The sequence below is a fragment of the Bacillus sp. TH22 genome (genome assembly GCF_016651015.1).
Taxonomy (GTDB): domain Bacteria; phylum Bacillota; class Bacilli; order Bacillales; family Bacillaceae_G; genus Bacillus_A; species Bacillus_A mycoides.
Genome location: NZ_JAEKER010000001.1, coordinates 1,203,615 through 1,225,800, shown reverse-complemented (window position 1 = coordinate 1,225,800; position 22,186 = coordinate 1,203,615). Strand labels below are relative to the sequence as shown.

Genomic DNA, 22,186 nt, shown 5'->3' with positions numbered 1-22,186 from the left:
CAACATGGATGACCATGTTGGTTTTTTAGTCTGGTTTCCATGTTAAAAAATGTATATTCATAAAATAAATGAAAAGTTTGAAAATAGTATTGCAAAATATTATATATCAAACTATAATGAGTTCAAGAATAGTTGATACTTAAATTAAATATTCAGAAAATTCAATTAGTTAAAATTGGAAATAAGATAAGGAAATTTGAATGGGGGTTATATTATGGCGAATAAAGTACCGTTTTCGTTCATAGTAGTTATCGGATTAATGTTATTTGCACTATTTTTTGGAGCAGGAAATTTAATATTCCCAGCGATGCTTGGTCAATCGGCAGGAGAGAATGTATGGATTGCTAACGCTGGATTTTTAGTAACAGGAGTAGGTTTACCATTACTAGGTGTATTAGCATTTGGTTTTTCAGGTAAAGATGATTTACAGTCATTAGCAAGTCGTGCTCACCCAGTGTTTGGGATTGTATTTACAACAGTTTTATACTTAGCAATCGGTCCGTTATTTGCAATACCAAGAACGGGAAATGTTTCTTATGAAATTGGTCTTAAGCCGTTTATGCCAGAGGGATTAGGTTCTACACCGTTAATTCTTTTTACAATTATATTCTTTAGTATTACTTGTTTTTTTTCGCTAAATCCTGCGAAAATTGTCGATATTGTTGGAAAAATTTTAACGCCAATTAAATTAACATTCATCGGTATTTTAGTAATCGTTGCTTTTATTCATCCGATTGGAGAAATGCAAGCACCAGTTGAAGGATATACATCACATGCATTTTTCAAAGGATTCCAAGAAGGATACTTAACAATGGACACGCTTGCATCGTTCGTATTTGGGATCATCATTATTAATGCAATTAAAGAAAAAGGTGCGAAAACGAAAACACAAATTATGGTTGTTTGTGCAAAAGCAACACTGATCGCTGCATCTATTTTAGCAATTATTTATACAGCTCTTTCTTATATGGGAGCTTCAAGCGTTGCGAAGCTTGGACATTTAGAAAACGGCGGAGAAGTATTAGCAAAAGTTTCTAACTACTATTTCGGATCATATGGCGGGGTATTATTAGGGTTAATGATTACAGTTGCTTGTTTAACAACAAGTGTGGGACTTGTATCAGCGTGTTCTTCATTTTTCCATAAGCTATTCCCAAATGTTCCTTACAAGGTAATTGCAATTACGTTATGTGTGTTTAGTGCTATTGTTGCAAACGTAGGATTAACACAATTAATCGCAGTTTCTGTTCCAGTATTAACAGCAATTTATCCACTAGCAATCGTGCTGATTTTCTTAACATTCTTCCACTCGTTATTCAAAGGTAGAGCTGAAGTTTATCAAGTGAGCTTAATCGTAACATTTATCATCAGCTTATTCGATGGATTAAGTGCAGCTGGAGTTAACATTGAAGTAGTAAGCCAAGTGTTCACTAAATTCCTTCCGATGCAGGAAGTAGGATTAGGATGGATCTTCCCAGCGATTATCGGTGGATTTATCGGCTATGGTATTAGCGTTGTAAAAACGAAAAATGGAGTGCAACCAGCAGCTGATGCAAATAAGAAAATAAGTTAAATGAAAAAAGTTATAGAATTTGATTCTATAACTTTTTTTGTTACTATTGATAAGAATAGAAAAAATAAAGTAGTAGGGGAAATAAAATGAAAAAAACAATTGACCATATCGGGATCGCAGTTCGTGATATAGATAGTACGATACATTTTTATGAAAAGGTTTTATCAGGGACTTTAATAGATCGATACGTAAGTGAAGCACCCGGTGTTGAAAGCGAAGTAGCCATTCTTGAAGTTGATGGTGATAGAATCGAATTACTTGCACCGACGAATAACACAACTTCTCCAATAGCACGATTTATAAAGCAAAAAGGGAAAGGTGTCCATCATGTTGCATATCGTGTAGATGATTTAGATGTAGCTTTAGAAGAATTAAAGGAACAGGGTATTCGAACGTTAGAACATACGCTTCGAATGAATAAACATGGTAGAAGGTTAATTTATCTTAACCCAGCGGATACGGAAGGGACGATTATTGAATATTGTGATTATCCGGAAGTGAAATAAAGGAAGTGTATTTTTGTGAAAGGTGTTACGTACTAATGTAACGCCTTTTTATTTGTATACTTTTCAATATTTCGACGAAAGTATTTCGGAATGTTGAATATATATTATGAGAAGCTATCCACTATCCTGTAGGAGTGGGCATGATTTTTTTTAGTATTTGCGAGCAAATGGAGCCGACTATAGGGTAAGCAATCCTCATTTTGCACAGTAATATATGAAAGAAAAAGAGTGCTTTATAACCAACTATATATTTTATGCAATACATATAATATAAATTGTGAATTTCATGTATTGGAGAGTGGTTATCTGTGGAGATTTCAAATAGTGCTGAAAATTTTAATGTATTATTTGTTACATCTAGTGTTCCTGTCTATTTTCCGGTGCTAGAGGAATCTATATATAATAGTTTGAAAAAGGCAATTCGTAATGTAACGATGGTAACATACGAAAACTTGGTGAAAACGGCTTTAAAGATAAAACCGGCACTCATTATTGTATTTCATGGTTTTGAAGAAGGGATAATTAAGGGAATTCAAGATTTAAAACAATACAACTTTAAAACTGCACTCTGGCTTACAGATGACCCTTACTTTACAGATGTGACGAAAAACTTAGTGCTTGATTATGATTATGTGTTTACGCAAGATACAGGATGTATTGATTTTTATAAAGATTTAGGTTGTGATAATGTATATTATTTGCCTTTAGCAGCAGAACCTCCTGTATATACACCGATACTTAGGGAAGAGGAATACATATTTGATATTAGTTTCATAGGGACTGCTTTTGATAATCGGCTCGCATTTATTGATTCAATTGCAGAGTACTTAGTGACTAAAAACACTCTAATTATAGGTTGTAATTGGGATAGACTAAAAAGTTATGAGTTATTGAAAGATAAAATTTTACTTTTACCATTTTTGGTTTACGAAAACAGTATAGGATATTACAAAAAAAGTAAAATCAACATGAATATACATCGCTCGATAGAGGATTTAACATTTAATAGAAATAGAGTAAAAGTAAATGCTTGTTCTATTAATAATCGTACATTCGAAATAGCTAGTACAGGTTCTTTTCAAATGACGGATATTCGTTCAGATTTAGAAAAGTGTTATATTCCAGGGGTACAAATTGAGACATTTACCTCAGCGGTTGATTTTATAGAGAAAGCTGAAAGATATTTATCGAACCCGGCACAAAGAAAGAAAATTGCGATGGAAGGGCTGAAGAGAACGCTAATCGAACATACATATGATAAAAGGGTACAACAGCTGTTAAAAATAATTGAAATGAACCCTAAAAAAGAAAATGAAATTTAAAAATAGGGAAAGAATGTGTTGAAACACAACATATTTAAAGAACAAGGTATTTGAATGGAAGAGCATACACTTCGAATGAATAAGCATGGTAGAAGATTAATTTATCTTAACCTAGCGGATACAGAGGGCACGATCATTAATTACTGTGATTATCCGGAAGAGAAGTAAAGGAAGTGTATTATGGAGAAAGGGTGTTGCGTAATAACGTAATACCTTTTTTATTTATCCCGCTATTTGTTGGCAATAAGATTCCCGCTTCAAAAGTCGGAGAATGCGAGGGATTTAGGTGGGAGATCGAATGCCCGTAAAAGTCCCACTGATTAAAGTTTCACTTTATGTATTTCACATTTTCTTCACAAATGATTCACGATAACTTTTCTTCTTTAGAAACTTACATAAATATATTTTATGCTATAATGATAATCTACTTTAAAAATATAAGTAATATATATATAAGTAGCTACTATTTTGTTAGAAGTGTAGAGGTGAGGAATAAATAGAGAGTGATACTAAATAGATCCTTATACTTAATCAGGTTAATATTTTATTAAGAAATAAAACTTGGGAAGTAAAAAGTAATGAAAGTGTAGTGACGAAAAAGAAAGAAGTGAAATGATTGTGAAAGTAATACGAAGGTTAGGGGCATGGCTATTAATAGCGTGCGTGTTTATCATATTGATACCAAAAAGCGCATCTGCTCATGCGTATGTTGTGAAATCAAATCCTGCTGAAAATGAAACGTTAAAGAAAGCACCATCTGTTGTGAAAATTGAATTCGATGAGGACATACAAGTTTCAAGTTTTAATACATTGTTCGTAAGAGACACCTCAGGTAAAAGAGTAGATTTAAAAGATGCTCATATTGATAAGAAAAACAAAAAAATATTAGAGGCTGGGTTAAAAGAGAATCTCAAAAATGGTCTCTACTCTATTCAGTGGAAAGCTATTTCAGCTGATGGACATCCGATTCAAGGAGTTATTCCATTCCGTATTGGATTAGCAGAAGCGGGAACAGATGATATAAAAGTAGAAGAGATGGGCTATGTTCCCCAAATCGATATGATTATGGAACGCGGAATTTTATATACAAATTTTTCTCTATTTATCGGTGTTCTATTATTTAATCTTATCCTTTATAAAGGAAGTGCAAGTCAAGTTCAGTCGAGGAGTAAGAAAATAATATGGATATCATTATTTGGGATATTCATTAGTTTACTTTTCAATTTACCGTTGCAAGCGAAAATAAATGCTGATGTTTCATGGCTAGAAGCATTCGATCCTTTATTATTAAAAGAAACATTACAGCTATCTGTTTTTGGTTATGTATGGATCACTCAAATGGCTCTTATTAGTACGCTTATGATTGTTACATATTTTGCAGTGAAGAGTGAGAGGCTTTCGTCGTTTAAAGTATGGAGCATTCCAATTGTATTATTTATTGGGTTACTTGTTATGAAAGCCTTCAATAGTCATGCATATGGATTAAAGTTTAAAGAAATTGCTGTCGTTATGGACTTTCTGCATTTATTCGCAGCTTCGTTATGGATGGGGGGGCTATCATCGATTGTTCTTCTGTTACGTAAAGAGGATGACAAGTGGACTATGTATTGGGATGCGATTAAGCGTTTTTCGCCATGGGCAACAGGTGCTGTCATTGTGATTTTATTAACGGGTCTTTTTAACAGTACATTTTTTATTCCCACGATCCATTCCTTATTTGATACGAAGTATGGATTGGCCTTATTAGCAAAGATACTTTTATTCGTGTGTATGGGGATATTGGGAATTATTCATTATGTGAAAGGGAGAATGCGAGCGCAGCAAAGGTTAGGAGCTACGGTGAAAGTAGAGTTTATCATTGGAATTATCGTTTTCGTAATCGTAGCTTTTATGACAAATGTACAAACGCCGCCGATGCCTCCTACGGGACCTTTTACAGAGAGCAAACAATTAGATAGTGGATATGAACTTACTTTACATGTAAGTCCTAATAAGGTAGGACAGAATACATTTCATATTACTTTGAAGGATGAGAATGGACAGCCTGTTACTGATATGGAACAAATTGTATTGACGACTCAATCTTTAGATATGAATATGGGCAAAGGTTCATTTAAAGTTTCGGCAGTGTCACCGGGAGAATATGAAGCGGAAGGTATGTATATTAACATGACAGGAAACTGGAATATACAAGTTCACGGATTAACAAAATCTCTTGATAGTTTCGATACGGATTATAAATTTATTGTAGGTGGCAGATAAAAAAGAAGTTATAAATGAAAAGGAGTTTATAGAAAATGAAACGTATAAAAAAATTAGGAACAACAATGATCGCAACAATAATTGCAATGGGGATTTTTTCGTTACCTGTTAGTGCTCACGTAACTGTGAAACCAGCAACTTCTGACGTTAGCTCTTGGGAGACTTATACAATAAAGGTACCTGTTGAAAAGAATATGGCAACAACAAAAGTCACACTGAAAATACCGTCTGGAGTCGAGTTTCAACAGTACGAGCCAGTGCCAGGGTGGAAAGTGGAAGAACAAAAAGATGCAGCTGGAAAAGTTAAAACTGTAATATGGGAAGCAACAGGAGAAGGGATTTTACCTGGTCAGTTCCAACGATTTACTTTCGTTGCTAAAAATCCAGATAAAGAGCAACAAATAGCTTGGAATGCATATCAACAATATAAAGATGGAGAAATTGTTGAATGGACAGGCGATGAGAAAGCTGAAAAGCCCCACTCACTTACTACGATTGCAAAAGGTACATCATTAACAGGAGAACATGGTGAAGTATCTAGTGTGGAAAAAAATGAAGGTACAAGTAATATGCAAACAATAGCAATTGTCTTATCAGTTTTAGCGATTGTATCTTCCGTAGGTACGTGTGTTTTTGTAGTACGTCGTAAAAAGTAGGGAACATTGAAAGGTCTCATTGAAAGTAATGAGACCTTTGTTAATAAAATTTTGAGATTAAGCAGCTTCGAGGGGGATTAGAGCTACAAATACAACATGGTTTATTAAGATAAGGAACTCAATTGACTGTCATTACTTCTTCTGGTAGGTTATCATGCTTAAGCCAGTTTTCAATTAAAGTATTAAATAGTTGGGGATTTGCTAAAGGGATTCTATGACCGATTTTAGGAATGATAATACCTGTGCAATTAGGATTGCTTTCAAGGATTGCAGTCATCGAGTCTTTCATGATTCTTTTTTCGTTTTCTCCAACAGTCACTAATATATTGCTACTAGCATTCTCGAAACCTTTTGGTATTGTAAACGACATATTTTCTTCTAATATCCTCACAAATGTATTTTTACTTATTTGACAACTTTCATGATAATAGTTATCAAATTGTGTTTCATCTATGTACATTGATTTTGCTTGTATTTTGGAAAACGTCTTACTCTTTATAAGTGGATAGGTTAAGCCAAGGGATCTTATTAATGTTTTAGCGAAAGGAATTAGTTTAACTAATGCGCTATTTATCATAGCGTATTGAATTAAGTTTGGTTTCATACTGAGCATTGCAATTAATACTTGAGCACCTAACGAAAAACCGATTACTATAACAGTTTTACCTTGTCCTTTTTCTTCAACTAATTCAATGATTTTTTCAGCACTAAAGTGTATTGAAAAATGATCCTTACTACTATTTTTCCCTTGCTCGGGTAAATCAGGAACAAGGCAGTGAAAGTTAGTAAAATGTTTAATTTGTTTGTCCCACATCCATCCACTGACTCCGCCCCCATGAATAAAAACCATAAGTGGAGAGCTTGAATCTCCAAATTCTTTATACTGTAAAACCATATAATTCCCCCTTATGATTAGAATTGTTAGTCCATACATATGTATTAGAGATAATATTTTCTACTTAATTATCATCATACAATAAAAAAGAAAAATTTTCCTTTTGCTAAGATGTTAAGTGACTGTACTCATAAAATGGTAAAAAAGAAAGAGCCTACAAGTGGTAGACTCTTTCTCATATCTATTTATTTCACTTCAACTTGCTGCCTTACAGCAAGTGCTTTCGGCTTTATATTTACAAAACAAATGCTTACGATAATAAATAAAAGTCCGATGAATAAGCTAATTGTAATGGCCTCATGTAAGAAAATAGAGCTTACAATAATAGCGATCAGTGGGATAAGGAACGTATAAGCCCCAACTTTACTTGCCTCACCAGCTCCTACAAGTGTAAAGTAAGCGAGCCATCCCATTGCAATAACAAAGAACGAGATGAATAGTAGTACACTTACAAATGGTATACTCCAAGCGATGTTAGACCAGCTCTCAAATTCTGAACCAAATCCGATTAAGCAAAGTCCGCCAATAATAAGCTGAAGTGTTACCATCCAAATGGCATTAACGCGGTGTCCAGTTTTCTTAATAAATACTGTGCCGAGTGCCCAGCCGATAGCGCACCCTAAAGCAAGTAGTACACCGATAATAGAAATATGTCCAGTTAAACTACTAGAGCTAATAACCCCAACACCAATAAATCCAAGAATAAGTCCGAAAATTTTCAAGCCGTACATAGATTCTTCAAGCCAAATCCATGAGAAAATGCCGAGTAAGACAGGTTGGAGAAATACGATTGCGGAGAAGAGTCCGGCGGGCATATACTGAAGTCCGACAGTTTGTAGTCCGTAAAACAAAATAATATTGAGTAAAGATGAAATAAAGTATAAATGCCAAGTTGCCTTTAAATTTAATTGTTTGTATTTCGGTAATGCGAAAGTAAGTAAGATAAATCCTCCTATTAATGTTCTAATCCCTGCAAAGAGTAGGGGTGGTGTGTAATGCAGAGCGAATTTTGATAACGGCCAATTAATTCCCCACATAATAACGAGAAATGTAAGGATTATGGCCGTCTTAGTTCGAGAAAGCTGTGTCACTGTAATCCCTCCTTGTTGTATTCCATTTCACTATGATATGATATCGACTATGATAAATAAAATGAATCTTTTTTATAAGGAGTATAAGTGATTAGTTATGACCATTACACAACTTCAAGTTTTAATTAAAACGGTTGAATTAGGGAGTTTTACGAAGGCTGCTGGGATGTTAAATATGACACAGCCAGCTGTAAGTCATGCGATTTCAAGCATTGAGTCCGAGTTAGGAGTTACCATTCTTATACGCGATAAACGAAAAGGGCTAATCGTTACGGATGTTGGAAATAGAATTCTTGTACATATTAGAGAAATCTTAAACGGCGTTGAGAAGATTGAACAAGAAGTAGCGATGGAGAAAGGGCACGAAGTTGGGACGATTCGAATTGGGAGTTTTCCGAGTGCTTCTGCACATTTCTTACCCAAAATGATAAATCTATTTAAGGAGAAGTATCCGAACTTAGAAGTCGTTCTTTGTGAAGGCACGATTAAAGAAGTTGAAGATTGGTTAGTATCGAGGGTTGTTGATATAGGAATTGTTATTTTGCCTAATAAAGATATGGAGATCGTGCCCTTAACGAAGGGGAAAATGGTTGTCGTCTTAAGAGAGGATCATCCTCTTTGTAAGAACGATTCTATTACAATAGGTGATTTAGAGAATGAACCAATCATATTATGTAAGGGTGGGTACGAACCACCCATTATCGATATGTTTAAACAAGCGAACGTACCACTTCGGGCTGAATATATAATTTCCACAGTTACAACAGCTTTAAATATGATTCAAGAAGGATTAGGAATCGCAATTTTGGCTGAGTTATCTTTAACGAGTTTACCAAAGAATATACAAACGAGAGAATTGGAACCACAAGTATGGAGAGAGATTGCTTTAGCTGTTCCTTCATTAAAGGATTCTTCAATCGCTGTGCAGCTATTTATTGAAGAATTTCAAGACTTGTTTGCAGAATAAGAAGAGGTGTCTCATATATTGTAATGGGGCACTTTTTTATTTGCTTTAAAAAATTTGTAAAAAGGATTGACTTATATTCACGTTGTAACTATAATGATTACATCGAGGTGGTAATCACAATGAAAATTAGTAGCCGCTTTTCTATAGCTGTTCATATTTTATCTATTTTGAAAAACAATCCATCTTCAGTTTGTACTTCGGACTATATGGCCGAAAGTGTAAATACAAATCCGGTAGTCATTCGTAAAATAATGTCTTACTTGAAACAATCTGGATTTGTTTACGTAAATCGCGGACCAGGTGGCGCGGGATTATTAAAGGATTTACATGAAATCACATTATTAGATGTGTATCATGCAGTGAATGTAGTGGAAGAAGACAAACTATTTCACATTCATGAAAAACCGAATCCAGACTGTCCAATTGGGGCGAATATTCAAGCTGTTTTAGAGGTTATTTTAGTTCAGGCGCAATCTGCGATGGAAGAAGTGTTGAGAAATATTACGATGGGGCAGTTATTTGAATCTTTACAACAAAAAATGAAAGCATAATATGATAATTGCAAGTCTCTAAAAGAGAATGCATATTTTTTTCTTAAAATTGTAACTGTTTTGGTTACATCTAAAAATAAAAAGAAGGTAAGGTGTAAAAGATATGACTGTAAAAATGAAAGTGTACTCAGATTTTATATGCCCGTTTTGCTTTTTAGCAAAAGGCCCATTAGATGAAGTAGCGAAAGAGAAAGATGTAGAAATCGAATGGATGCCATTTGAATTGCGTCCAAGTCCATATTCTAAAATAGATCCTTGGAACGAGCCAGATAAGTTAGGCTCATGGGATTCTTTCATTCTTCCTACTGCAAAAAAATTAGGGGTTGAAATGCGTCTGCCACGCGTTTCTCCGCATCCATATACACATTTAGCTTTTGAAGGGTGCCAATTCGCGAAAGAGCGTGGACTTGGAAATGAGTATCATCACCGAGTATTTACTGCGTTTTTTCAAGAAGAGCAAAACATTGAAGATATTGATGTATTAACGAAATTAGCGGTAGAAGTAGGGCTTCCTGAAGCTGAATTTAAAGATGCTTTAGTAAATCGTAAATATAAAGAAAAACATCAAGAAGCAATTCAGCATGCATATGATGAAGCAAATATTATGGCTGTTCCAACTGTCATGATTGGAGATGAAGTCATTCAAGGACTTGCTAGTAAAGAAACGCTAGAAAGAGTAATTGATAAAGAAATCGAAAAGGATAAAACAAATTCATTTGAAGGTATGCAATGTAAGACGGATGGATATTGCTAATTCGTCTTGCATGAAAGGCTCAAGTTTATTTGTTTAAATAAAAATAATAAAACATATATTTGGAGGAATTAAAATGTCAGCAACTACAACAAATTTAAAAGAAGCAATCGTGAACCGTCGTTCAATTCGTAAAGTAACAAAAAGTGCTACAATAACAAAAGAAAGAATTGAAGAAGTTTTAAAAACAGCTTTACACGCACCAACTTCTTTCAATATGCAAAGTGGCCGTATGGTCGTATTAATGGATGGAGAGCATGAAAAGTTTTGGGATATCGTAAAAGAAACACTTAGATCACGCGTGCCAGCAGAAAATTTTGAAGCAACAGTAGAAAGACTAAAAGGCTTCCATGCAGGTGTAGGAACAGTTCTATTCTTTGAAGATCAAGCAACAGTAGAAAAAATGCAAGCAAATGCACCATTATATAAAGATCAGTTCCCATTCTGGTCTCATCAAGGAAATGCAATGCTACAACATACTGTATGGATGTTATTATCAGCTGAAGGAATTGGCGCATCATTACAACATTACAATCCAATCGTAGATGCTGAAGTGAAAGAAACATGGAATATTCCAGCGGAGTGGAGTTTAGTAGGACAAATGCCATTTGGTGAGCCAAATGAACAACCAGGGGAAAGAACATTCTTACCTACTGAAGATGTAGTGAAATTTTATTGAGAAATTTAATATATACAGAGTTAAATAAATGAAAGGAGAGTACATATATAGCTATATATGTACTCTCCTTTCGTATGTAATGTTTAAATGCGATTGTGGAAAAGGTTACTGCAAGAATAATTTCTTTCATATGAATCGAAGTTTTCCCTACAATTAAAAATCTATCATGTTTTTGAAATGACAGTAAACATCCCCGTCATGTTTGGTGAGTAATTTTTAAAATCAAATTTTTCATAGAACGATTCTTTACCTTGTGATGCAAATAAACCGACAAACGCCTTATCAGGGGCATTCTCATTTAAGTATGCAACCAAAAGATGCATTATTTTTTTCCCAATACCATGTTTCTGATAATCCGGATGAACCACTATATCTTGAATATAGAAATAGATAGATCCATCACCAACAATTCTCCCCATGCCCACAATTTTTTCATTATCTTTGACCGTGATGCAGTGAATAGAATGCTTCAGTGAAGTATCCGCTACTTCAAAATTCATATAATTAGTCCATCCAACAGAATCACACAAATATTTGTACTCTTCCAATGTTGGAATGTTATGTTTAAACTCATATGTTTTCAAAATGCATCCTCCATGTCCTTAAATTCAATAAGTATATAAATTCGACATATTTTTATCTATTCCTCTTACGCAACAGAACTCCTTTTAGTTATTGAATTTAGTGTAGTTTCCTTATTTGTATTTGTGTTAATTTATAATAGTTTAGGGAAGAAATATAAGAAATAATCCGGTGAGAAAGGAAGTAGAAAAATGAATGATGAGAAAAAATATACAGTGGTAGGTACTGATGTTGATGAAGTGAAACGTTTAAATAAAAATTCAGGATTAACATATAATCAGGTGAAGGAATTGTTAGCAAAGCAAATGCAAAAAAAAAGTAATTAGATTGAAATCTTTCATTTTTTCATTTAGCATTTTGATTGGAGAGAGTTAAGTAAAAGGTAACTCTCTTTTTTATATAAATGAGCAACTTTTAGAGTGGAGGAAGCAACATGAAAAAATGGGTAAAGATAACGTTGTCTATCGCCGGAGGTATTGTTCTATTGGCGTGTGCCGGAGGATATTACGTGTATAAAAATTATTTTCCAAAGGAACCTGAGCGTATTGTATATGATAAAGACAGAGTGTTAAAACCGATACATAATCAGCTTGAAGGGATCGACATAGATAATATAAAGATAAAAGAAAAAGAAGTTGTAAATGCGACTGTGGATGAGCTTCAAAAAATGGTTGATGATGGGAAATTATCATATGAAGAATTAACGAGTATTTATCTTTTTAGAATACAAGAACATGATCAAAATGGAATGACATTAAATGCTGTTACAGAGATTAATCCTAATGCGATGGAAGTAGCACGAAAGTTAGATAAAGAGAGAGCGTTAAAGAAGAAATCGAACTTATATGGCATTCCTTTCATTGTAAAAGATAATATACAAACGGAAAAAGTGATGCCGACAAGCGCAGGAACTTATGTATTAAAAGATTGGATTGCAGATGAAGATGCGACGATCGTGAAGAAGTTGAAAGAAGAAGGTGCTTTTGTTTTAGGAAAAGCGAATATGTCTGAATGGGCAAATTATTTATCTTTTACAATGCCAAGTGGATATAGTGGGAAGAAAGGACAAAATTTAAATCCATATGGCCCGATTACATTTGATACATCAGGATCGAGTTCAGGATCTGCTACAGTAGTTGCAGCTGATTTTGCACCGCTTGCAATCGGGACGGAAACGACGGGATCCATAGTAGCACCGGCAACGCAACAATCAGTAGTTGGGTTACGTCCGTCTTTAGGTATGGTTAGCAGAACAGGAATTATCCCGTTAGCTGAAACACTTGATACAGCAGGGCCAATGGCAAGAACGGTCAAAGATGCAGCAACGCTATTTAATTCAATGGTAGGTTATGATGGAAAAGATGCTATGATAGAAAAAATGAAAGATAGAGATAGAATGGATTATACGAAGGAGTTATCGATAGATGGATTAAAAGGGAAAAAGATAGGGATTCTTTTTTCTATAGAACAACAAGATGAAATTAGAAAAGCAGTAGCGAAAAAGATTAGAAAGGACCTTGAAGATGCAGGTGCAATATTGACTGATGATGTTCAGTTAAACAGCGAGGGTGTAGATAATCTGCAAACATTAGAATATGAGTTCAAGCATAATGTTAACGATTATCTTTCACGGCAAAAAAATGTGCCAGTAAAATCGTTAGAAGAGATTATAGCGTTTAATAAAAAGGATAGTAAACGACGAATAAAGTATGGACAAACATTAATTGAGGGTTCTGAGAAATCTGCTATAACGAAAGATGAGTTTGAAAAAATAGTTCAAACGAGTCAAGAAAATGCAAGAAAAGAGCTTGATAGGTATTTAGTAGAAAAAGGTTTGGATGCTCTTGTGATGATTAATAACGATGAAGTTCTTCTATCAGCTGTGGCTGGTTATCCAGAATTAGCAGTGCCGGCAGGATATGATTCTGATGGTCAGCCGGTAGGTGTAGTGTTTGTTGGGAAACAGTTTGGTGAAAAAGAACTTTTTAATATTGGATATGCGTATGAACAGCAGTCTAAAAATAGACGATCTCCTAAAATATAGAGTTGATAAAGTAGTTTTTAGAAAAGTAGTAGATAAAAAAATCCGACAATAAAAAAGAAAAAAAGGATTCTTTCCAATTAGTAAGAAAGATTGTCTATAGAAGTTCATAAAATGTAATATATCCAATTTCCATCCATTGAAGGGGGAGGTTAATTCTTAATGAATGAAGTGAAAAATTTCTTTCGAAGCAGAGGGTTTCAACGGTTTCTCGTTTTAATAATATTAGTGCTTGTATTGTATGGATTAAAAAGTATGATTAATTTAATATTAATTACGTTTATTCTCACGTTTTTGATGGATCGATTTCAAAAGTTTATTTCAAAAAAATTGAAAGTAAATAGGAAAGTGGTTATTGCTTGTTTATATATTGTGTTAGTGACGTTTATTGTAACTACACTATATAAATATTTGCCTGTACTAACGATACAAATTTCACAATTAATTTATCAATTTAAATTGTTTTTTCAAAACCCACCTGATAACGAGATAATTAAATATGCACTTTCGACAATTAATGGAATGGAAGTATCGAAATATATCGAACAAGGTGTAGATGTCATTTATCAATCGATAGCAAACATAGGAAAAGTCAGTTTACAAATACTACTTTCTCTTATTTTAAGCTTATTTTTCCTATTAGAAAAAGAACGCATTATAGCATTTACTTCGAAATTTAAAGATAGTAAGCTGAAAATTTTTTATGAGGAGATTGCATATTTCGGTGAAAGGTTTGCAAGATCGTTCGGAAAAGTGATTGAAGCACAGTTTTTAATTGCGGTTGTAAATTGTGTACTCACTGTAATTGCACTTGTCATTTTAGGATTTCCACAGCTTCTTGTATTGGCTGTCATGGTCTTTCTACTCGGTTTGATTCCGGTTGCTGGTGTTATTATTTCCTTGTTTCCACTTTGTATCATTGCCTATAACGTCGGCGGGGTTGTGTATGTTGTTTACATACTAGTGTTCATTACAGTAATCCACGCTCTTGAAAGTTATTTATTAAATCCAAAATTTATGTCTGCAAAAACGAATTTACCTGTTTTTTATACATTTATGATTCTTATCTTTTCAGAGCATTTCCTCGGAATATGGGGGCTTATTATTGGGATTCCAATCTTTATCTTTTTATTAGATGTACTTGATGTAAATAATGATGAACCGATTAAAGATAATAAGTGATAGAAAATGACCGATGTTTTCTCTTGATGAAAACATCGGTCATTTATTATTTTTTCTTTGGAGGAGGTAGTTTAATGAAGGTATTTGCAATTAAAGCTATAATAACAGCAGCAAAAATAAAGACTGCGATTACACTAACTCCCATACCTGCCCATCCTCCTACAAGGAAGATACTTATCGGTATTGCTAACAAGCTTAAAATAATTAGAATCAATCCGAGATTTTTATCATATTTTTTAGTTGGAAATAGCGTTCTGATGATTAAGAAGAGGAAAAGTATTAAGGATGCTACAGCTAGCAAGAGGATTGCAATCGTCAAAGAATCATTCATGAAATCACCCCTTTTTATAGATAATATTACCGTTTAAATTGAGGGGGAACTATAAAAATATAAAAAAGCAATCCAATATAAATCGGATTGCTTTTTTGATTGAAAAATATGATTAAAGAACAGGAGCCATTGTTTCTTTCAACACTTGAACAGAGTGATCGAATTTTAATTCTTCCTCTTCACTTAGTTCAACTTCTAAAATTTCACGAACACCGCCGCGGTTTAAAACAGCAGGTACGCCGATATAAACATCTTGTTGGCCGTATTGACCTTCAAGATATGCTGATACAGTTAATACGCTGTTTTCATTGCTTAAGATTGCTTTCGTAACACGTAAAAGTGACATGCCGATGCCGTAGTATGTAGCACCTTTTCGTTCAATAATGTGATAAGCTGCATCACGAACGTTTACGAAAATATCATCTAAATCTTTTTGGTTATATGTGTTGTCTTTTTCAAGAAGCGTTTGTAGTTTTTGAATACCAATTGATACGTGACTCCACACAGGCAGTTCTGTATCACCATGCTCTCCGATAATATAAGCGTGAATGTTATGAGGTCCAATATCGAAGTACTCACCTAACATATAGCGGAAACGAGCTGAGTCAAGAGTTGTACCAGAACCGATTACGCGTTCTTTCGGTAAACCAGATTCTTTCCAAGTTACGTAAGTTAAAATATCTACAGGGTTTGTTGCGATTAAGAAGATGCCATCAAAGCCGCTATCCATAATGCTACGAACAATTTGCTTGAAAATTTTAGCGTTTTTCTCAACTAAATCTAAGCGTGTTTCACCTGGCTTTTGTGGCAATCCAGCTGTAATTACAACAAGATCTGCGTCTTTACAATCTTCATAACTACCTTTCCAAACTTTTGTTGGAGCTGGTGCGAAAGGAACGGCATGGCTTAAGTCCATTGCTTCTCCTTCAGCTTTTGCTTCATTTACATCCACTAAAACAAATTCTTCAGCTACAGCTTGGTTAATCATGCAGTAAGCATAACTACACCCAACTGCTCCTGTTCCTACTAATACAACACGGTTAATACCTTTTTTCATTTCAAAATTCCTCGCAATTTCATTAATTTTATTATGTAAGATAATACGTCTTACTTCTATAGTTTCATATCTATTTTATTACATTTTATAAAAGATATTCAAGTAATTGAAAATGTATCCGCTCAATTACTTGAATGAAACATAGGAATCCTGTTAAACGAATATAATTCAGTAAAATCCTTCATAAAAGGGGAATTGGCATGGGGAATCCATTATCGATGGAAGAAATGCTTCAAATTATTCATGAAGGGCTTGCCAAAACAAATAACCCCAAACGGATTACAATTGCCGGTGCAGGGATGTCTGGATTAGTTGCAGCATCTTTATTAAAAGAGGCTGGACACGAGGTAACGATTATAGAAGCGAATAACAGAATAGGTGGCAGGGTGTATACGATTCGTGAACCATTTAGCGCAGGGTTATATTTTAACGCAGGCCCTATGCGTATTCCGGATACTCATGATTTAACTTTAGCCTACATTCATAAATTTAAACTACCGTTAAACCTTTTTATTAATAAAACTTCTTCAGATATAATTTATACGAATAACAAAAGAACGAGATTGGATGTGTTTGAAAAGGATCCAAGTGTACTTGGATATCCAGTTTTAGATAAAGAAAGAGGGAAAACAGCAGAAGGGTTAATGTTAGAGGTATTGGAACCGATACTAAATTATATTAAGAAAAATCCTAATAAAAACTGGATTATTGTTGAAAAAAAGTATAAAACATATTCGCTCGGTTCATTTTTAACCGAGTATTATTCAGATGGGGCAATAGATATGATCGGAGTACTTCTTGATATGGAAGCATACATGGGAATGTCATTAATTGAAGTATTACGCGAAATGATCTTTTTCACTTCAACGACGAAATATTATGAGATAACGGGCGGAATGGATAAATTACCAAATTCATTTTTACCAGAGCTAAAGGATAATATTTTTATGTCGTATAAAGTAGAAAAAATTATACAGGAAGATAATAAAGTAATGATGCAAGTAACACATGAACAAACGTTAAATTCATTTATAGTAACTGGTGACATCGCTATTGTCACAATTCCATTTTCAGCTTTGCGATTTGTAGAAGTTCAGCCATATCATTTATTCTCTTATTATAAAAGGCGGGCAATTCGTGAATTAAATTATATTGCTGCAACTAAAATTGCGATAGAGTTTAAAAGTAGATTTTGGGAAAGAGCAGGACAATATGGTGGTAAGTCAATTACAGATTTACCTATCCGCTTTACATATTATCCGAGCTACGGCATTCATACACCAGGGGCGGCTATCGTTTTAGTGAGTTATACGTGGGCAGATGAGGCGTTAACGTGGGATAGTCTCTCGAATAGAGAACGTATTCGTTATGCGTTGAAAAATTTAGCGCAAATATATGGAAATGTGGTTTATAGTGAGTATGTTGCGGGAGAATCTTTTAGCTGGAGTCAAAATCCGTATTCTTGCGGAGCATTTACAGCTTTTGAACCAGGGCAAGAGCTTGAATTGTTTCCATATATTACGCCGCCAGCTGGCAGGGTGCACTTTGCAGGAGAACATACGACGTTAACACATGGGTGGTTGCAAGGAGCTATTGAGTCTGGAATTAGAGTTGCTCATGAAGTGAATGAAAAATGAAACGATAATCTAGCAGTTTTGTTTACAAATAGGTATTCTTTTAATAAAATGATAAATATAAATCGTAATTATTACGCTTTGAAGAAATTTGAAGTAGAGAAATGGATGGTCGGTCGTATGAGTAAAGTAGAGATTCATATATTAGGTGGTTTTTTAGGTAGCGGAAAATCAACATTGCTGCAAAATTTATTATTAGCAGAAAAGAAGAAAAATCGAAAAGTTGCCGTGTTAATGAATGAAATCGGTGAATACTCGGTAGATACAGATATTATTGGAAAAGAGAATGTGTTAAGGGAACTGCTGAAAGGATGTATTTGTTGTACGTTAAAAGAAGAGCTTGAAATTCAATTACATTCTTTATATCAACAAGAAAGACCAGATGTAATTTATATAGAAACAACAGGTGTCGCACATCCAATTGAAGTGTTAGATGCATGTGTATCACCAATTTTAGCTCCTTTCCTTGAAGTGAAATCTATAGTAGTCGTATTAGATGCAGTAAGATGGTTAAACCGAAGTATATTAAGTGCAAATGTACAACAGCTATTACATGAGCAAATGAAATATGGAAGTCATATTCTTATTAATAAATCAGATTTATTAACAGATTCGGATAAGAACAAAGTACTTGAAGACGTAAAAGCAATAAATAATCATGCGAAATTGTTTGAAACAAAGTATTGTAATATATCTTTAAAAGATATAGAAGAAGCTGAATTTGTGAGAGATGGAGAACATGAGACACTACATGTCAAACAGCATTTACATATACAAACGATGACGTATCAATTTACGAAATCGATTGATCAAGATAAATTATACGAATGGCTTTCGAATTTACCAGATAGTATTTATCGTGTAAAAGGATTTGTGAAATTCCATGGAGATAAATACCCTCACTTATTCCAATATTCATTTGGCGTACCAACTTTACTGGAACAAGACTTCGGTTTCCCGACAAATTTGGTAGTAATAGGGGAAGGATTAGATAAGAAGCAATTGGTTGAGGGGTTAGAGAAAGTCGAAAATAATTAATCGGTTTTTCTAATCATTTTTTTAGGTAAGCTGCAAATAATTGACTTAATGAATTAAGTTAATTATTTGCAGCTTTTTGCGTGATGATTACTGTAATGAAACAGTAATTTCATTTGAACAACGGAATATATATTGATTGTATGTCCGTTTCCATTTAATAGGAAGGTGATTATAGATTTGTGCCGAATGTAGAGGTTACTACAAGAGTTTTCCATTACCAATTTTAAAGTCATGATTACGGACAGGGGAATTTGGCGTGTTTGATTCTATCAGAAAGTAAAGTATGGGGAGGATCACAATGTCGATAAAAAAACGTAAATGGCTAAGAACGGTGGTTACTGGTTGTGTTTTAGGGTCATTATTAGTAACAGTAGCTTGTTCGGGAAAGAAGACAAGTACAGAAGATGAAAAAACGATTAAGGTAGGGGTTCTTGCTTCGTTAACAGGTCCATTGGAATCGTATGGAAAACAAACAGTGAACGGGTTTGAATTAGGGTTAGATTATACAACTGGTGGAACTGGGAAAGTGGAAGGGAAGAAGATTAAGTTTGTTGTAGAAGATACGGAAACGAAAGCCGATGTAGCGGTTAAGAAAGCTACGAAATTATTAGAAGAAGAGAAGGTTGATTTTTTAGTCGGATCATCTAGTTCAAGTGATACATTAGCAGTTTTACCACTAGCTGAAGAATATGAAAAAATTATGGTTGTAGAACCGGCAGTTGCTGATAGTATTACCGGGAAGAACTGGAATAAATATATTTTTAGAACAGGAAGAAACTCTTCGCAAGATGCGATTGCTGGGGCTGCCTCAATTGCTAAAAAAGATGTAAAGATTGCGACGTTTGCTCCAGATAATGCTTTCGGTCGTGAAGGGATTGCAGCATTTAAAGCGGGAGCAAAGAAATTAGGTGCGAATATTGTAAACGAGCAATACGCGGATACGAATTCAACTGATTTCACTGCAAATATTCAAAATATTATTAGCTCAAAGCCAGATTATTTATTTATCGTTTGGGCAGGTGCGAATTCACCATGGAAACAGTTGAAAGATATGAATGTGGAAGCGCAAGGTATTAAAATTTCTACTGGTGCACCTGATATACCAGCATTAAAAACGATGGATGCGCTAATAGGGATGCAAGGGTTTTCTGTTTATTATCACTCACTTCCAAAGAATAAGGTGAACGATTGGCTAGTAGAAGAACATAAAAAACGTTTTAATGGTGCTGTTCCAGATCTGTTTACAGCAGGAGGAATGTCAGCGGCAATTTCTATCGTCGAATCTTTAAAGAAAACGAAGGGCGATACAGATGTAGATACACTTATTAAGAAAATGGAAGGGATGGAATTTGAGACACCGAAAGGAAAGATGAAATTTAGAGAGAAGGATCATCAAGCATTACAAACTCTATATTCTATAACGCTGAAAAAGCAAGATGGTGTTGATTATCCAGTACCAGTGTTAGAGAGAGAATTAACGATGAAAGAGACAGAACCATCAATTCAGAATAAATAGACTGAATTTTCTGTTGTCTTTGTATAAAGAGGGAATACCCTCTTTATACTTGTTTCTTTCATAAACATGGCTTTCAGTGGGAGGAATTTTATGACACATTTGTTAGAGACAAAAAATCTTTGTGTATCTTTTGGGGATCATCATGTTATTAAGGATGTTAATTTAACGGTACAAAAAGGAAAGCTCATTTCAATAATTGGACCGAATGGTGCTGGAAAGACAACGCTATTCAATTTACTAAGTGGACAAATTTCTCCAACAAAGGGTGAAGTATATTTTAAAGGACAAGAGATTACAAATTTATCAATTTCGGATCGTACTCGATTAGGAATTGGTCGTTCTTTTCAACTTACAAATATATTCCCAGAGTTAACGGTACTTGAAAATGTTCGTTTAAGTGTTCAATCATTTGTGCAAGATTACTATAGTTTTTTTCCGAGTTCGGCAAAATTTAAGCAACAAGTTGGAGAGGCGAGACGTTTCTTAAAAACAGTATTACTTCACGAGAAAGAACATGTATTAGCGAAAGATCTAGCGCATGGGGAAAAACGAAAGTTAGAGCTTGCGATGTTATTAGCTTTAAAAACGGATGTGTTACTACTTGATGAGCCGACGGCAGGTATATCAGTTGAGGAGGTACCGGCTATTTTACAAGTGATTGAAAATATTAAGAAACATCCAGAGAGTACAATTGTACTTATTGAACACAAAATGGATATGGTACTAGGTTTGTCAGACCATCTTATCGTTTTATTCCATGGAGAGTTATTGGCTGAAGGTTTGCCCGAAGAAATGATGAAAGATGAGCGTGTACAAAGTGCTTATTTAGGGGGATTATATAGTGGCACTATTACAAGTGAATAATATAGAGACGTATTTAGATCAGTTTCATATTTTACAAGGGGTATCTCTTACTGTTGAGAAAGGAACGATTACTGTACTGTTTGGAAGAAATGGGGCAGGGAAGACTACGACATTACGTTCGGTTATGGGATTTCACCATATCGCACATGGTGAAATTTATTATGATAGTACACAAGTAAATGGATTATCTACACATTTAATTTCAAGGAAAGGAATAGGGTATGTACCAGAAAATCAAGGTATTTTTCACGACCTGACAGTAGAAGAAACATTCGCTCTTGCTAGGGGGAAGGGAGAAGAAGCGGAAGAAAAAATAGACTGGATGCTTGAATTATTTCCAGATTTAAAGCAATTTTGGCACAAAAAAAGCGGACTCTTAAGCGGAGGGCAAAAGCAAATGCTAGCAATTTCAAGAGCATTTATTAATAGTGATGGTTTATTACTTATTGATGAGCCGAGTAAAGGCTTGTCGCCCATTATGATAGAAAAATTAATGATAGCCATTTTGAAAATGAAGGAAAAAACGACTGTTTTACTTGTTGAACAAAATTTTATGATGGCTAGTCAAATCGGTGATTATTTTTACATTATGGATAATGGGCGCATTGTGCATAACGGTTTCATGGAGGAACTGCGAGAGGATAAGGAAACATGTCATAAATATTTAGGTATTTCTTAACATTGATAC

General features: G+C 34.4%; 22 protein-coding genes and 1 pseudogene. 18 read left to right on the top strand and 5 right to left on the bottom strand.

What is annotated here, in order from left to right; all coding sequences use genetic code 11:
* Positions 1-214: 214 nt before the first annotated feature.
* The 6 genes and pseudogenes from brnQ to JFU18_RS06135 all read left to right on the top strand — a co-directional run bounded on the left by brnQ (position 215) and on the right by JFU18_RS06135 (position 6,319).
* The gene (gene brnQ / locus JFU18_RS06160; RefSeq protein WP_085310473.1) at positions 215-1,573 is read left to right on the top strand and encodes a branched-chain amino acid transport system II carrier protein; all 1,359 of its coding nucleotides are present in this window, start codon (positions 215-217) and stop codon (positions 1,571-1,573) included.
* Between the two features lie 86 nt (positions 1,574-1,659).
* Positions 1,660-2,079 carry a VOC family protein gene (locus tag JFU18_RS06155; protein WP_085310475.1) on the top strand — a complete coding sequence of 140 codons (420 nt, stop codon included), beginning with the start codon at positions 1,660-1,662 and terminating at the stop codon, positions 2,077-2,079.
* Between the two features lie 308 nt (positions 2,080-2,387).
* Positions 2,388-3,401: a CgeB family protein gene (locus JFU18_RS06150; RefSeq protein WP_033730339.1), complete on the top strand. Its 1,014-nt coding sequence runs from the start codon at positions 2,388-2,390 to the stop codon at positions 3,399-3,401.
* Positions 3,402-3,461: 60 nt separating this feature from the next.
* A pseudogene (locus JFU18_RS06145) lies at positions 3,462-3,569 on the top strand (glyoxalase); the annotation flags it as partial.
* A gap of 444 nt (positions 3,570-4,013) precedes the next feature.
* Positions 4,014-5,663, top strand: coding sequence for a copper resistance CopC/CopD family protein (locus tag JFU18_RS06140; RefSeq protein ID WP_201032987.1), 1,650 nt, complete (start codon positions 4,014-4,016; stop codon positions 5,661-5,663).
* Between the two features lie 35 nt (positions 5,664-5,698).
* Positions 5,699-6,319, top strand: a complete 621-nt coding sequence (locus JFU18_RS06135) for a YcnI family copper-binding membrane protein (RefSeq protein ID WP_002126863.1) — start codon at positions 5,699-5,701, stop codon at positions 6,317-6,319.
* A gap of 118 nt (positions 6,320-6,437) precedes the next feature.
* On the opposite strand, the gene JFU18_RS06130 is transcribed toward JFU18_RS06135, so the two are convergent.
* Together JFU18_RS06130 and JFU18_RS06125 are read right to left on the bottom strand one after the other, a co-directional pair.
* The gene (locus JFU18_RS06130; RefSeq protein WP_201032988.1) at positions 6,438-7,214 is read right to left on the bottom strand and encodes an alpha/beta fold hydrolase; all 777 of its coding nucleotides are present in this window, start codon (positions 7,212-7,214) and stop codon (positions 6,438-6,440) included.
* Positions 7,215-7,399: 185 nt separating this feature from the next.
* Complete coding sequence (locus JFU18_RS06125) at positions 7,400-8,305, bottom strand: DMT family transporter (protein WP_137058018.1); 906 nt, start codon at positions 8,303-8,305, stop codon at positions 7,400-7,402.
* A gap of 97 nt (positions 8,306-8,402) precedes the next feature.
* On the opposite strand from JFU18_RS06125, the gene JFU18_RS06120 reads away from it, so the two are divergent.
* The 4 genes from JFU18_RS06120 to JFU18_RS06105 all read left to right on the top strand — a co-directional run bounded on the left by JFU18_RS06120 (position 8,403) and on the right by JFU18_RS06105 (position 11,253).
* Positions 8,403-9,272, top strand: a complete 870-nt coding sequence (locus tag JFU18_RS06120; protein WP_002012297.1) for a LysR family transcriptional regulator — start codon at positions 8,403-8,405, stop codon at positions 9,270-9,272.
* Positions 9,273-9,391: 119 nt separating this feature from the next.
* Entirely contained in the window at positions 9,392-9,823 is a 432-nt protein-coding gene (locus JFU18_RS06115) for an Rrf2 family transcriptional regulator (RefSeq protein ID WP_002186124.1), read from the top strand.
* Between the two features lie 103 nt (positions 9,824-9,926).
* Entirely contained in the window at positions 9,927-10,577 is a 651-nt protein-coding gene (locus JFU18_RS06110; RefSeq protein WP_002064866.1) for a DsbA family oxidoreductase, read from the top strand.
* 73 nt (positions 10,578-10,650) lie between these two features.
* Entirely contained in the window at positions 10,651-11,253 is a 603-nt protein-coding gene (locus JFU18_RS06105; protein WP_159146463.1) for a nitroreductase family protein, read from the top strand.
* 164 nt (positions 11,254-11,417) lie between these two features.
* Here JFU18_RS06105 and JFU18_RS06100 read toward each other — a convergent pair whose 3' ends face one another.
* Positions 11,418-11,837, bottom strand: a complete 420-nt coding sequence (locus tag JFU18_RS06100) for a GNAT family N-acetyltransferase (protein ID WP_201033635.1) — start codon at positions 11,835-11,837, stop codon at positions 11,418-11,420.
* A 189-nt stretch (positions 11,838-12,026) separates the two neighbouring features.
* Between JFU18_RS06100 and JFU18_RS30175 the strand changes: the two genes are divergently transcribed.
* From JFU18_RS30175 to JFU18_RS06090, 3 genes are all read left to right on the top strand, one after another.
* A complete protein-coding gene (locus tag JFU18_RS30175) occupies positions 12,027-12,161 on the top strand; it encodes a hypothetical protein (protein WP_002012306.1) in 135 nt (44 codons plus the stop codon).
* A 107-nt stretch (positions 12,162-12,268) separates the two neighbouring features.
* Positions 12,269-13,879: an amidase family protein gene (locus tag JFU18_RS06095; RefSeq protein WP_201032990.1), complete on the top strand. Its 1,611-nt coding sequence runs from the start codon at positions 12,269-12,271 to the stop codon at positions 13,877-13,879.
* 159 nt (positions 13,880-14,038) lie between these two features.
* The gene (locus JFU18_RS06090) at positions 14,039-15,058 is read left to right on the top strand and encodes an AI-2E family transporter (protein WP_201032991.1); all 1,020 of its coding nucleotides are present in this window, start codon (positions 14,039-14,041) and stop codon (positions 15,056-15,058) included.
* Positions 15,059-15,104: 46 nt separating this feature from the next.
* Here the strand turns inward: JFU18_RS06090 and JFU18_RS06085 are convergent, their stop codons facing one another.
* Complete coding sequence (locus JFU18_RS06085; protein ID WP_002086206.1) at positions 15,105-15,389, bottom strand: YesK family protein; 285 nt, start codon at positions 15,387-15,389, stop codon at positions 15,105-15,107.
* Positions 15,390-15,501: 112 nt separating this feature from the next.
* Positions 15,502-16,446 carry an L-lactate dehydrogenase gene (locus JFU18_RS06080; RefSeq protein ID WP_002012312.1) on the bottom strand — a complete coding sequence of 315 codons (945 nt, stop codon included), beginning with the start codon at positions 16,444-16,446 and terminating at the stop codon, positions 15,502-15,504.
* 200 nt (positions 16,447-16,646) lie between these two features.
* Here JFU18_RS06080 and JFU18_RS06075 point away from each other — a divergent pair, with 200 nt between their 5' ends.
* From JFU18_RS06075 to JFU18_RS06055, 5 genes are all read left to right on the top strand, one after another.
* Complete coding sequence (locus tag JFU18_RS06075; protein WP_201033636.1) at positions 16,647-18,083, top strand: flavin monoamine oxidase family protein; 1,437 nt, start codon at positions 16,647-16,649, stop codon at positions 18,081-18,083.
* A 117-nt stretch (positions 18,084-18,200) separates the two neighbouring features.
* Positions 18,201-19,118, top strand: coding sequence for a CobW family GTP-binding protein (locus tag JFU18_RS06070; protein ID WP_170972649.1), 918 nt, complete (start codon positions 18,201-18,203; stop codon positions 19,116-19,118).
* Positions 19,119-19,416: 298 nt separating this feature from the next.
* On the top strand, positions 19,417-20,634 hold the full coding sequence (locus JFU18_RS06065) for a substrate-binding domain-containing protein (RefSeq protein WP_201050288.1): 1,218 nt from the start codon (positions 19,417-19,419) through the stop codon (positions 20,632-20,634).
* Between the two features lie 90 nt (positions 20,635-20,724).
* Positions 20,725-21,498 carry an ABC transporter ATP-binding protein gene (locus tag JFU18_RS06060; RefSeq protein ID WP_016103178.1) on the top strand — a complete coding sequence of 258 codons (774 nt, stop codon included), beginning with the start codon at positions 20,725-20,727 and terminating at the stop codon, positions 21,496-21,498.
* The gene (locus tag JFU18_RS06055) at positions 21,476-22,177 is read left to right on the top strand and encodes a branched-chain amino acid ABC transporter ATP-binding protein (RefSeq protein ID WP_016103179.1); all 702 of its coding nucleotides are present in this window, start codon (positions 21,476-21,478) and stop codon (positions 22,175-22,177) included. The genes JFU18_RS06060 and JFU18_RS06055 overlap by 23 nt, the downstream gene beginning before the upstream one ends.
* Positions 22,178-22,186: the final 9 nt, after the last annotated feature.

Excerpts from the sequence above, each read along its gene's own strand:
- JFU18_RS06140 (WP_201032987.1), top strand. The coding sequence starts at position 4,014 with ATGATTGTGAAAGTAATACGAAGGTTAGGGGCATGGCTATTAATAGCG.
- JFU18_RS30175 (WP_002012306.1), top strand. The coding sequence starts at position 12,027 with ATGAATGATGAGAAAAAATATACAGTGGTAGGTACTGATGTTGATGAA.
- JFU18_RS06135 (WP_002126863.1), top strand. The coding sequence starts at position 5,699 with ATGAAACGTATAAAAAAATTAGGAACAACAATGATCGCAACAATAATT.
- JFU18_RS06075 (WP_201033636.1), top strand. The coding sequence starts at position 16,647 with ATGGGGAATCCATTATCGATGGAAGAAATGCTTCAAATTATTCATGAA.
- JFU18_RS06070 (WP_170972649.1), top strand. The coding sequence starts at position 18,201 with ATGAGTAAAGTAGAGATTCATATATTAGGTGGTTTTTTAGGTAGCGGA.
- JFU18_RS06115 (WP_002186124.1), top strand. The coding sequence starts at position 9,392 with ATGAAAATTAGTAGCCGCTTTTCTATAGCTGTTCATATTTTATCTATT.
- JFU18_RS06080 (WP_002012312.1), bottom strand. The coding sequence starts at position 16,446 with ATGAAAAAAGGTATTAACCGTGTTGTATTAGTAGGAACAGGAGCAGTT.
- brnQ (WP_085310473.1), top strand. The coding sequence starts at position 215 with ATGGCGAATAAAGTACCGTTTTCGTTCATAGTAGTTATCGGATTAATG.
- JFU18_RS06065 (WP_201050288.1), top strand. The coding sequence starts at position 19,417 with ATGTCGATAAAAAAACGTAAATGGCTAAGAACGGTGGTTACTGGTTGT.
- JFU18_RS06095 (WP_201032990.1), top strand. The coding sequence starts at position 12,269 with ATGAAAAAATGGGTAAAGATAACGTTGTCTATCGCCGGAGGTATTGTT.
- JFU18_RS06105 (WP_159146463.1), top strand. The coding sequence starts at position 10,651 with ATGTCAGCAACTACAACAAATTTAAAAGAAGCAATCGTGAACCGTCGT.
- JFU18_RS06090 (WP_201032991.1), top strand. The coding sequence starts at position 14,039 with ATGAATGAAGTGAAAAATTTCTTTCGAAGCAGAGGGTTTCAACGGTTT.
- JFU18_RS06060 (WP_016103178.1), top strand. The coding sequence starts at position 20,725 with ATGACACATTTGTTAGAGACAAAAAATCTTTGTGTATCTTTTGGGGAT.
- JFU18_RS06120 (WP_002012297.1), top strand. The coding sequence starts at position 8,403 with ATGACCATTACACAACTTCAAGTTTTAATTAAAACGGTTGAATTAGGG.
- JFU18_RS06155 (WP_085310475.1), top strand. The coding sequence starts at position 1,660 with ATGAAAAAAACAATTGACCATATCGGGATCGCAGTTCGTGATATAGAT.
- JFU18_RS06130 (WP_201032988.1), bottom strand. The coding sequence starts at position 7,214 with ATGGTTTTACAGTATAAAGAATTTGGAGATTCAAGCTCTCCACTTATG.
- JFU18_RS06110 (WP_002064866.1), top strand. The coding sequence starts at position 9,927 with ATGACTGTAAAAATGAAAGTGTACTCAGATTTTATATGCCCGTTTTGC.
- JFU18_RS06085 (WP_002086206.1), bottom strand. The coding sequence starts at position 15,389 with ATGAATGATTCTTTGACGATTGCAATCCTCTTGCTAGCTGTAGCATCC.